Origin of the sequence: Paenibacillus sp. 1011MAR3C5 (assembly GCF_003591485.1) — a bacterium.
In the GTDB taxonomy this organism is placed as follows: Bacteria; Bacillota; Bacilli; order Paenibacillales; family Paenibacillaceae; genus Pristimantibacillus.
The window spans coordinates 291,914-303,769 of sequence record NZ_QZCF01000006.1 but is presented as its reverse complement, the minus strand read 5'-3'; the positions used below and the strand labels follow the sequence as shown (position 1 = coordinate 303,769).

Here is an 11,856-nt window from a genome sequence, read left to right as displayed (position 1 = left end):
CGATGACAACATCTTCACCGCGTACTTGGATGACGACGGAGATCCTTGATCAGGCGAAGCAGATTCTCTCCGGCATGTCGCTTGAGGAGAAGGTCGGACAGATGACGCAATACGATTGGGGCTATAACCCGATCAACCCGGAGACAGGTGTGTCCCAGCGAGACCTGCTGGTTGAGGAGATTCGACAAGGCCGCGTCGGCTCGATCTTCAATCTGGCCGGTGCCGAGCAAGCGAATGAACTGCAGAAGCTCATTCAAGAAAATACAGTGAGCCGTATTCCGCTCTTGATTGGACGTGACGTCATTCACGGCTATAAGACGGTATTCCCGATCCCGCTGGCGCAGGCGTCGGCGTGGAATCCGGATCTGGCGAGACGAACAGCTGAAGCGGCATCCCGTGAATCGATGGCGGATGGCGTAGCTTGGGTGTTCGCGCCGATGATCGATATCAGCCGTGATCCGAGATGGGGACGTATCGCCGAGAGCATAGGCGAGGACCCGTTGCTGACAGGCGAATATGCGAAAGCTTGGGTTGAAGGCTCGCAAATAGATGACGGAGCAGGCCAAGCGACCGCAAGCTGTCCGAAGCACTACGCAGCGTATGGACTAGCGGAGGCGGGTCGCGACTACAATACCGTCGACTTGTCTGACCGGGTGTTGCGCGAGGTGATTCTCCCGCCGTTCCGCGAAGCGGTAGACGCCGGGGCGCTAAGCATTATGGCCTCCTTCAACGAAGTGAATGGCATCCCGGCTTGTGCCAACGAATATTTGCTGAAAACGATTTTGCGTGAAGAGTGGGGCTTTGAGGGCATTGTAGCCAGTGACTACAATGCGCTTCAGGAGCTGATCACGCATGGCGTCGCCGGCAGTGAAGAAGAAGCTTGCGAGCGCAGTATCTTGGCGGGATGCGACATGGACATGCATTCCGGCTTCTACATGCGCCACCTGCCGAAGCTGGTCCGTGAGGGCCGCGTGCCGGAGAGTGCTGTAGACGAATCGGTGCTGCGCATTCTCGCAGTCAAGATCAAGCTGGGCTTGTTCGAGCAGCCATACGTGACAGTTCCAACGGAAGAAGCGGCTGCTGAAGCGCGCGCTTCGTTCATCGAGCTGGCGCGTGAGGCGGCGAGAGAATCGATCGTATTGCTTCGCAACGAAGGAAAGACATTGCCGCTAAGCAAGCAAGGGGCGTCGGTCGCCGTGATCGGGCCGCTTGCGGACAACCGCAAGGACCCGCTCGGCTGCTGGGCATTCGACGGCAATCCGGAGGAAGTCGTCAGCCTGCTGGAGGGCATCCGCCAAGCGGCTGGAGCGGCCTCCGTCCATTATGCGGAAGGCTGCTCTATGGAGTCGGACAGCGAGGAAGGCTTCGAGGCCGCTCTAGAAGCGGCCCGTCAAGCGGATGTCGTTGTTCTGGCGCTGGGCGAGGCGCTGGAGATGAGCGGCGAGTCCCGTTCCCGAACGTCGCTGGGCCTGCCGGGCGCGCAGCGCAAGCTCGTCGAGGCTGTGGCCGCGCTGGGCAAGCCGGTTACGGCTGTGCTTCTGAGCGGAAGACCGCTCGCGCTGCCTTGGCTGCAGGAGAAGGCAGATGCCATCGTTCAGGCTTGGCATCTCGGGGTACAAAGCGGTCATGCGATTGCCGATGTGTTATTCGGCGATTACAACCCAGGCGGACGCCTGCCGGTAACCTTCCCGCACAATGTCGGCCAGGTTCCGATCTATTACTATCGGAAGAAGACCGGACGACCACCGGGTGGCGTCTACTCTTCCTACTACATCGATTCGACGACTGAGCCGCTGTTTCCGTTTGGCTATGGCTTGAGCTATACTCAGTTCGAGTACAGCGACATTACAGCCGACCGGACCTCAATTGCGGCTGATGGCAAGCTGACTGTTTCGGTGACGGTAACGAATATAGGCGAACGTGTGGGTGAAGAGGTCGTGCAGGTCTATTTGCGGGACGAGGTGGCAAGCGTCACCCAGCCGCTAAAGAAGCTGATTGGTTTCAGCAAAGTGAGCATAGGGCCGAATGAATCGGCTGCACTCACCTTCAAGGTTGGTATGCAGCAGCTCGCGATTATCGATCAGCATATGAAGCTGATCGTCGAGCCGGGCGACTTCACGCTATGGATCGGACCAAACTCCAGTGAAGGACAATCGATTACGGTTAAAGTTGTATAACGCAAGGAGGGCTTCTGCTTATTAAGCAGAGGCCCCCTTTTTTATGATCTTAATGCGCAAAAGAGATACATAGAGCGATCGCGATCTGATGATCATACTGGTTGGTATGCTAAAGGTTAACGCCAGTAGTGGTGTGTAGCAACATGGTTTTACCTTTAGGAGCATTCTAGCGTCTTTCGTCATGCCGGATTCAGGTGAAAGTGAAGCTGGTTAAGCCAGTTATTTCAGTTACCTATAGGCCCCCACACCGCCCGTGTCCAAGCGAGGTTCATGCCAAGCCGCTCCATGTTGTGCTGGCTGGAGCTCCCGAAGCTGGCTTGGCCTGCAACGAGATTGCAGCCGGCATGATGAGCCTCATGAAGACGCCATTGCAGAAGCGCGGTTTGCAGTCCTTTCCGCCGGTATTCAGGCAACGTCGCGGCCAGTGCAAGCGAGGCTGTACCATCATGAATATGGATGACGCCTACAGCAGCCGGAATGTCGTTCCAGCGGGCCAGGAACAGCTTCCATCCCGGTCGGTACAACAGACCGATGTTGTTGTTGACGAAGTGATGCTTATCGTCCAGGCTCATGCCAGCGCCGACGCAGTGAATGCCCGCATACACATCAAATTCCGCTTCATTCTCGATAGGCTGAATTGTAATAGAAGCGGGCAGTTCCGGTCGCTCCGCTCGCGGAAGCCCGTAGAGCACGGAGTGAAAGCCCTCTTGGAACAGTCCTTTCCCAGTCAAGATTCGAAGCATCTGCGTGCTGCTGCTTGCAGGCTGAATATCCATCTGGAAGCGGCGTTCTCTCTCCCGATAGAAGGTCAGAATCTCTTCGAGATGGCCGATATCCTCATTAGAGAACCCTTTTACTGAATTGAACAATCCCCAGGGCATTGTCTTGATATAAAAAGCCGTCGTTCGGCCCACCTTCAATATTTCTACTCCTTCGGGATTTCCGATTCTTTCTCCTATCGAGCTGATGCGCGAAGTCATGAATGCTGCTTCGGATTGTTGTATGCGCGCTGCTAACGTTTCATTTAGAACAGGAGGTCTCATTGAACGATCACGTCCTTTTTAATTTTAACGGTGAAAGCTGCGCTTAAGCCAGTTACTGGCTGCTTCCATTGGTTTGTTGATCAGGCACGATGAACGATACACGCGTTCCCTCGTCAGGCGTGCTCTGAATCAACAAGCCTTGGCCATACAGCTGAAGGAGTCGGCGGTTCGTGTTGGAGACGCCGATTCCGCTCTTCCCGCTCATCGTTCGGTTCAGCAATTGATGAATGATCTCCTGACTCATGCCGGTCCCGTTATCCCGCACTTCTATCCGCGTAGCGTCATGCTGGCGAGCGACCCGAATAAAGACGGTACCGCCTTTATTGCGTTTCAGCAAGCCGTGCTTGACGGCGTTCTCAATGAGCGGCTGTATGGTGAGCGGAGGAAGCAGCGGATTGAGGCCGGGTTCCACTTCCCATTCGACAGACAAGCGCTCCCCGAACCGTTCCTGCTCGACGAAGAGATAGGCTTTCGCCAGCTCCAGCTCATGAGACAGCTCAACCAATTCCTCTGTATTCAGAAAATCAAAGCTGATGCGAAGATACGAAGAGAAAGCTTCAACAAGTGAACGCATCTTTTCGGTATCCGTCATGCTTAGCGCCATAATCGAATTGAGCGTATTGAATAAGAAATGCGGATGAATCTGCGCCTGCAAATAAGCGGCCTCCATACGCAGCCGTTTGTGTATCGATTGCTTGAGTGTGATCAGCGCTTTAATCCGGTACTTCAACTCCAACGCGTCTACCGGCTTGGTCACATAATCATTGGCCCCTGAAGCGAATCCGGTATAAATATCGGTAGACTGGCTGCGCGCGGTCAGCAGCAATACCGGAAGCTCGGATAAGGAATAGTGCTCCCTGATTTTCTGAGTCAGTTCGTAACCGGACATTTGGGGCATCATCACATCGGCAATGACGAGGTCCCAAGTCCGAGTCGGCAGCAGCTCCAAGGCTTCACGTGCGGAATGGGCGGTGGTCAGCTGATAGGGCTCTGCCGACAGGATGCCAGCCAGTACGCTCAGGTTAACCGGATCATCGTCCACGGCAAGAATATGAACCCTGCTGTCATTCAGCAGCGCAGGAATGGATTCCTGCGTGAATGATGCTGGATCGTACAGCGAGCCGATTCCGGCAGCAATCTCGGCCTCGCTGCCGGTGGCTGCGGATAGGGCCGGATTAAGTGCGGAAGTAAGATGCTCCGCGCCTGCAAGCGGAAGCTGGAAGCTGAATGTCGAGCCATGGCCGGGTGTTGACTGGACGGCGAGCTCGCCGCCGTGAAGCTCGATCAGCTGCTTGCATATGCTGAGTCCAAGCCCCATGCCTCTGCCGTCGCTAACCCCGTAAGCTCCTTGCTCATAAGGAAGGAATATGCGTGCCTGGGTCTCTTCATCCATGCCAACGCCAGTATCGGCTACATGAATCATCACGAAGCCGTCACGGACTTCAGCGGATATGTCGATCTGGCCCTCTTCCGTGTACTTCAGCGCGTTGTGCAGCAAATTGTACAGAATTTGCACCAGCCGCTTCTCATCGGCCATGACAAGCGGCGTGGAGTCCGGTATGCTCATCTGCAGTTGAACGGGCTTGCCCTCCATAAGAAACGCCAGCATGGCCATAATGCCGGGAACCAATGCCTGAATATGCATCGGTTCTTGCTTCAGCATGATGCGATGCTCCTTGAGCCGTGCGACATCGAGCAGATCGCCCAGCATATGGGACATGCGCCGGCTAATCTGGATCAACAGCTCCATATCCTTGATGCTGCTGGCGTTCATCCGTTCCTTTTCTTTCATCACGACGGTTTCGGCGATATTCATAATGCCGTGCAGCGGCGTCCGAAGCTCATGCGACGTATTGGCCAGGAACTGGTCCTTCAGTTTATCTTCCTTCTTCAATTGTTCATAGAGCTCGGAGTTCTCTCTGGACTGGCGGTAATATTTTTTGAACCAGTAGGTAGAGAAACCGATCATGGCCGCCATAATATCGAACGGATAATAAGTGGTTGTCACATCTATGGATGTAGAGGCGAAGCTCCATAGCAGATTGGAAATAATGCTTACGGCTGACAGCAGCAGAAATACGATATCAATGTCATTTTTCTTATGAAAGATCATGCCTCCAGCAACGCCGGCAAACCATATAAACGGCACGAAGAAAAAGAAGTAAATGATTTTATAGGTGATCAAGAAGTCGATCATTTGCGCCGGAGCCGCAAACAGCACGGCTGTAAAGGCAACAAGGGATATCGTATAGGCACGCATCCATATATTGCCCGGTTGTGCTGCCGAGAATCGTCTGAACAAGAGTAGAATGAGAAAAATCTGCCACATGAGGGACACCAGCTTGATCTTAATCGCCCATGTGTAGTTGATAGGCAGCCACAGCATAAGCAAGTGATCGTGTCCGGCAGCGATAGAGATGCCGACGGCAATGAGCAGCAAGCTGGTAAGCAGCAGGGTACGCTCTTTCCAATTGAAGTAGTAGAGAATGAACGCGTACAGGCTGTGTAATATAAGCAACACGAACGTAACCAGCTGGAATCCGATCGAATACCAGCGCACGGTATCGATTGCAGCTTGGGAACCGAATTGAAGAGAACGCAAAATGCCGCCTTTGCTTGGCTTATCGTAATTGGCAACGCGAATCAGCACATCGAGCTCCGTCGTGCCTTCTACCGAGTAGGTGGCGGTATAGGACACATTCCTGGGCATATAGTCTTCGGCGCTTGCAGCGGGTTTGCCTATGCTGGCTAGCAAATTTCCGTTAATCTCGACCTCCGATGAGGCTTGAATGCCCTTCAGCCAGATCGATACGGGCTGCACGAGCGGGTCGGTCAGAATGCGCACGCGGTATGTGCCATAGCCGTAGGCATATCCCTTCTCATGGTTTAATAGATTTCCCCAGCTGCCCGGTACTTCAATGGTCTGGGGCGGAGCGGCGGATTGCATATCCTGATGTGACAGCAATTTCTCCGGATAGAAGAGCCATTGTCCGTCCATATAGAAAGAGTGCGAAGCTTCCAAGTCTATACCGCGCATGTCGAGCACGCCATCCACAATGGGATGAGACTTCGAGGCAGGGAAGATATCCGACCATACCAACCGCAGCCCAGTTAAGCACCCTAGAAATAGAATAGCTATCATTAAATAAGTGATCTTTTTATGTTTGAGCAGTCGCGTCATCATGATCATAAAATTCGACATTAGCGGTTAATATTCCTTTAGGTTATTGAATAGTGCAGATCGTTAAATTCGGATGTGACATTGGGCTGGAGTTCGATTTCGAGCAGCATACGGGTTAGCAGCTGAGTGAGGGTGCTTAAATGCTCTGCGATGTGTCGCGGTATCGTCCGAACCCTTGCCTATTTCTGGCATCATGTTCAATGAGCGACAAGTATGTTAACTTGGAATGAACAAATCCCTTTATAGGTTTGAAAGGATGGCCCATAAGGCTTACACTGTAACGAAGCAGGTTTGTTATAGGAGGATTGACGTGGATTCCATATTGATTTTCTTCACTATTATTCTGGCAGCATCTATTTTGCAGACAAGCACAGGCTTTGGATTTTCGATTATGGCAACACCATTCCTGCTCATCTTATTCCTTCCGCAAGAGGCCATTCAAATCAACATTATTTTGTCGCTGGTTATCTCGGCATCCTTAATCGTGAAGATAAGAAGGGATATCGATTTCATGCTTCTCAAAAGATTTACCGCAGGCAGTATAGCGGGCGTGCCCTTTGGCCTGCTTATTCTGTTGTCTGTGGATATCAACACCTTCACATTAGGGGTGAGTATCCTTCTGCTGGCGTTAACTGCACTGCTGGTATTCAAATTCAAAGTTAAAGCGACAAGGCAGCGAGATTATGTCGTAGGCGGAATATCCGGACTGCTCACGACCAGCATCGGGATGCCGGGCCCTCCGTTATTGCTGTATTTCACGGGAACGGATGCGGAGAAGGGGAAGATAAGAGCAACGACGCTCGCTTTTTATCTGTTTATTTATTTTGTAAGTTTGTTGACCCAGATTATCTTTGCGGGCACGAGCGAGAGGATATGGACATCGAGTCTTTATGCCATCCCTATTGTGTTCCTCGGTTTGTTGATTGGCCAGATGTTGTTCAAAAGGTTGAATCAGCGCATATTCCGAATCGTCACGTATATTCTGCTGAGCGGAACAGGCCTTTACCTGCTTGTCGATAGTCTAATAAAGCTGTAACGGGGATGGCGAGCGGACGTTTGCGAAGAGATGGATGAGACATACGAAAACCGGCTTCTGCGAGCAGAAGCCGGTTTCTTCATGTTCCTATATGGAAAAAAGAATAATATCAAACGAGGAGCAATTATACTACGCCTTGCTCGATCATCGCGTCAGCTACGCGTACGAAGCCTGCGATGTTGGCGCCGACAACAAGGTTGCCCGGATAGCCGTATTTCTCAGCTTCGGCCATGCTGTTGTGGTAGATGCGGCGCATAATGTCATGCAGCTTCGCGTCTACTTCCTCGAATGTCCAGGACAAACGCATGCTGTTCTGCGACATCTCCAGCGAGGAGACAGCCACGCCGCCTGCATTCGCGGCTTTCGCCGGTCCGAACAGGACGCCGTTGTTCAAGAATACATCGATTGCGTCAAGCGTCGATGGCATATTCGCGCCTTCGCCGACTGCCACTACGCCGTTCTTCACGAGCAGCTCCGCCGCTTTGTCGTCGATCTCGTTCTGCGTTGCGCACGGAAGCGCGATATCGCAAGGGATCGTCCAGATATTCTCGCAGCCTGGCGTGTATACCGCGTCAGGATGAGTCAGGACGTATTCGCTGATACGCTTGCGCTCTACTTCTTTCAGCTGCTTCACAAGTGCAAGGTCGATGCCCTTCGGATCGTAGATATAGCCGTTGGAGTCGCTGCATGCAACAACATGAGCGCCGAATTGCTGTGCTTTCTCAATCGCGTAGATGGATACGTTGCCGGAGCCGGACACGACGACGGTACGATCCTGGAAGCTCATGTCTTTGGCTTGCAGCATTTCGTTGACGAAGTAGACGCAGCCATAGCCCGTTGCTTCCTTGCGTGCAAGGCTTCCGCCGTAGAGGAGGCCTTTGCCCGTCAATACGCCGGCTTCGTTGCCGCTCTTGATCCGCTTGTACTGGCCGAACATATATCCGATCTCGCGAGCGCCCACACCGATGTCGCCTGCTGGTACGTCCATGTATGGACCGATATAACGGTACAGCTCCGTCATGAAGCTTTGCGTGAATCGCATCACTTCCTGTTCCGATTTACCCTTCGGATCGAAGTCAGAGCCGCCTTTGCCGCCGCCGATCGGCTGGCCGGTCAAGGAGTTCTTGAAGATCTGTTCGAATCCGAGGAACTTGATAATGCTGGCGTTCACGGAAGGATGGAAGCGAAGTCCGCCTTTGTAAGGGCCTAGTGCGCTGTTGAATTGAACGCGGAATCCGCGGTTGACCTGCGGCCTGCCGTTGTCGTCAACCCAAGGTACGCGGAAGTAGACGACGCGCTCAGGCTCGGTAATTCTCTCCAGGATGCTGTGCTTCATGTAATGCGGATTGGCCTCAATGACAGGGATCAGGGAGTCAAGAATTTCTTTTACCGATTGGAAAAATTCCCGCTCCCCTTGATTGCGGTTGAGAATCGTTTCATAGACCGACTGGACATATTCCTTGGCGGTCTGCTCCTTTACCAATACATTGTTCACGTGGATGGACGCTCCTTCTATCGAGAAAATGACTAGCTAGTTACTTTCTATCTATCAAACCGAGTGATTACAGAAGGTCGCGGCGAAGCTCCTCGCCGGATTTTGGCGACAGGTAAGCGAACGGAATATCGAATACCGTCTTCGCTCCGTGCTGACCTTCTTGGCTCAATCGGTTGGCAGCTCTTGCATAGGCAACGAGTACGCTTGCCGTGAATTCAGGGTTGCTTTCCAGCTTCAGGCCGAAATCGATGATTTGCTTTGTGCCTGCGCCGGTTACGCCGCTGCGAATAACGAATCCGCCGTGCGGCATGCCTTGATGCTCGGCATTCAGCTGTTCCTCGGTAATAAACGTTACGGTTGTATCGTAGTCTGAGAAGTAGTTCGGCATGGTCACAATCGTCTCGCGGATCACGTCTTGATCAGCGCCTTCTTCCGCTACGACATAGCACTGGCGAAGGTGCTTCTCACGTGTCTCAAGCTCTGGTGTCTCACCATCGCGGATGCGGTCGATGACGGACTGGACAGGAACGGTGTATTGCACACCGGCCTTAACGCCCGGTACGCGGCGAATCGCATCGGAGTGGCCTTGGCTTACGCCTTTGCCCCAGAATGTATAGTCGGTGCCTTCAGGTAGAATGGATTGGCCAAGCAATCGATTGAGCGAGAATAAGCCGGGGTCCCAGCCTGTGGAGATGACGCTTAGATTGCCGCCTTGCTTTGCAGCAGCGTTAACTACGTCGTAGAACTCCGGAATTTTGGCATGCGTATCGTAGCTGTCCACTGTGTTGAACATGCTTGCGAAGAACGGAGTCTGCTCCGGCAGGTCTGTTGCGGAACCGCCGCACAGAATCATGACGTCGATTTTGCCTTTGTATTGTTCTGCTGCCGAGATGTGCTCGAACTTTACGCTGCCTGTTGCCAGCTGCTCTGGCTGTCTGCGCGTAAATACCGCGACGAGCTCCATATCGGGATTTTGCGCCAGGGCCTTCTCGACCCCTTTGCCTAAGTTGCCGTAGCCTACGATGCCAATCTTGATTCTACCCATGTTAAATCCTCCTAAAAATATGCGAGATTCAGCCTAAAGCCAGTCACTCTCTCAGAGCGCGATTTCGTATTATTTTAAGTTTTTTAACGCAATAATGCAAATTAATAATAACATAGTACAAACCAGTTCGGGAGGAATTAGAAAGATATGGTGTTTTTTTGACCAAAAACCGAACGATTCAAAAATCGTGAAAGCCGCATGGAATAAGGCTTTATTGCTGTGATAGAGTAGTGGATTAACTCGTTTAAGCAACCCGAAAAAAATTTTTTACCCAGTAGATTGGAGGGCCTTGACGAGAGCCGGGAAGGGTATAATAAGGGATGATGCAGACGAATTTCCCATAACAGTGTTTTCAAAAGGAGATCTCATGACGGATCAAAACACGAACGAAGCAGCAGGATGGAACTTTGATCATAGCTATTCCGGCTTGCCGGAATTGTTCTACAGCCGAATAAGCACTAACCCGGTTCCCTCACCCAAGCTGGTCATTCTCAATGCGGCGCTTGCCGCATCGCTTGGGCTGGACGCGGACGCGCTAAGGAGCGAGGAAGGTATAGCCGCATTCGCGGGCAATGAAATGCCTGCCGGCTCTCAGCCGATTGCCCAAGCGTATGCCGGGCACCAATTTGGACATTTCACCATGCTGGGGGACGGACGCGCCCTGCTCATCGGCGAGCATATCACGCCAGCAGGCGAGCGGTTCGACATCCAGCTGAAAGGCTCGGGGCGAACGCCATATTCCCGCGGTGGCGACGGTAAGGCGTCGCTCGGACCGATGCTGCGCGAATACATGATCAGCGAGGCGATGCACGGGCTTGGCATACCGACGACACGGAGTCTGGCCGTTATCACGACGGGCGAGGCGGTCTACCGCGAGACAGAGCTGCCTGGTGCCGTTCTGACGCGCATAGCGGCCAGCCATATTCGCGTCGGGACGTTCCAGTACGCTGCGGGAGGCGGGACTGCGGAGGATTTGCGGGCGCTGGCCGATTACACGTGGAATCGCCATTACGCGGACGCTGATCCCGGAGATAACCGCTATCTTGCGCTGCTGAAGGAAGTCATCAAGCGCCAAGGCGAGCTTATTGCGAAGTGGCAGCTAGTCGGCTTTATCCATGGCGTAATGAATACGGACAATATGACCCTGAGCGGGGAGACGATCGATTACGGTCCGTGCGCGTTCATGGACGCCTATGATCCGGCTACCGTATTCAGCTCGATCGATTCGCAAGGCCGCTATGCTTACGGCAATCAGCCCAATATTGCCGCATGGAATTTGGCTAGGCTCGCGGAGGCGCTGCTGCCGCTTCTTCATGAGGAGGAAGAGAAGGCGGTCGAGCTGGCGGAGGATGCAATTAAAGGGTTCATCGACAGCTTCTATACCCACTGGATGAGCGGCATGCGGGCTAAGCTGGGGCTGTTCCATGAGGAGGCGGACGACGATTCTCTCATCAAGGCTCTTCTGGATCTGATGACAGAGCATCAAGCAGATTATACGAACACGTTCAAAGCGTTGACATTCGGCAAGCTGGAGGGTACTCCGATATTCGGGAGCGAAGAATTCCGCGAGTGGCATGCCCGCTGGCAAGAGAGGCTAGGCCGCCAGCAGGAGTCAGCCGATGAGGCGCAGGAGCTGATGAAGGCGAGCAACCCTGCTGTCATTCCGCGCAACCACCGGGTGGAGGAAGCGCTGGAGGCGGCAGTGGAGGAAGGCGATCTTGTCGTCATGGAGAGGCTGCTTGCCGTTCTGCGCAGCCCGTACGCTCATACGCCGGAGCAGGAGGAATATGCGGCGCTGTCCGAGCCGTCGGCTTACCCGTATCGTACCTTCTGCGGGACGTAAGGCAGGAACGGGCAAAGGAAAAAGGACCTCTTGGGG

7 protein-coding genes are annotated in these 11,856 nt (G+C 53.3%); 3 read left to right on the top strand and 4 right to left on the bottom strand.

What is annotated here, in order from left to right; all coding sequences use genetic code 11:
- Window positions 1-2 precede the first annotated feature (2 nt).
- The gene (locus D3P07_RS19420; protein WP_220482035.1) at window positions 3-2,177 is read left to right on the top strand and encodes a glycoside hydrolase family 3 N-terminal domain-containing protein; all 2,175 of its coding nucleotides are present in this window, start codon (window positions 3-5) and stop codon (window positions 2,175-2,177) included.
- Between the two features lie 224 nt (window positions 2,178-2,401).
- Here D3P07_RS19420 and D3P07_RS19415 read toward each other — a convergent pair whose 3' ends face one another.
- Together D3P07_RS19415 and D3P07_RS19410 are read right to left on the bottom strand one after the other, a co-directional pair.
- Window positions 2,402-3,091, bottom strand: coding sequence for a GNAT family N-acetyltransferase (locus D3P07_RS19415; protein WP_397334610.1), 690 nt, complete (start codon window positions 3,089-3,091; stop codon window positions 2,402-2,404).
- Window positions 3,092-3,272: 181 nt separating this feature from the next.
- Window positions 3,273-6,422, bottom strand: a complete 3,150-nt coding sequence (locus tag D3P07_RS19410) for an ATP-binding response regulator (RefSeq protein WP_119801905.1) — start codon at window positions 6,420-6,422, stop codon at window positions 3,273-3,275.
- 289 nt (window positions 6,423-6,711) lie between these two features.
- On the opposite strand from D3P07_RS19410, the gene D3P07_RS19405 reads away from it, so the two are divergent.
- A complete protein-coding gene (locus D3P07_RS19405; RefSeq protein WP_119801904.1) occupies window positions 6,712-7,437 on the top strand; it encodes a sulfite exporter TauE/SafE family protein in 726 nt (241 codons plus the stop codon).
- A 124-nt stretch (window positions 7,438-7,561) separates the two neighbouring features.
- On the opposite strand, the gene gdhA is transcribed toward D3P07_RS19405, so the two are convergent.
- Together gdhA and D3P07_RS19395 are read right to left on the bottom strand one after the other, a co-directional pair.
- Complete coding sequence (gene gdhA / locus D3P07_RS19400; RefSeq protein ID WP_259391597.1) at window positions 7,562-8,932, bottom strand: NADP-specific glutamate dehydrogenase; 1,371 nt, start codon at window positions 8,930-8,932, stop codon at window positions 7,562-7,564.
- Between the two features lie 67 nt (window positions 8,933-8,999).
- Window positions 9,000-9,977 (bottom strand): diaminopimelate dehydrogenase, encoded by a 978-nt coding sequence (locus D3P07_RS19395; RefSeq protein WP_119801902.1) that lies wholly within the window; start codon window positions 9,975-9,977, stop codon window positions 9,000-9,002.
- Between the two features lie 367 nt (window positions 9,978-10,344).
- Between D3P07_RS19395 and D3P07_RS19390 the strand changes: the two genes are divergently transcribed.
- On the top strand, window positions 10,345-11,820 hold the full coding sequence (locus D3P07_RS19390; protein WP_119801901.1) for a protein adenylyltransferase SelO: 1,476 nt from the start codon (window positions 10,345-10,347) through the stop codon (window positions 11,818-11,820).
- The last annotated feature ends 36 nt before the right edge of the window (window positions 11,821-11,856 follow it).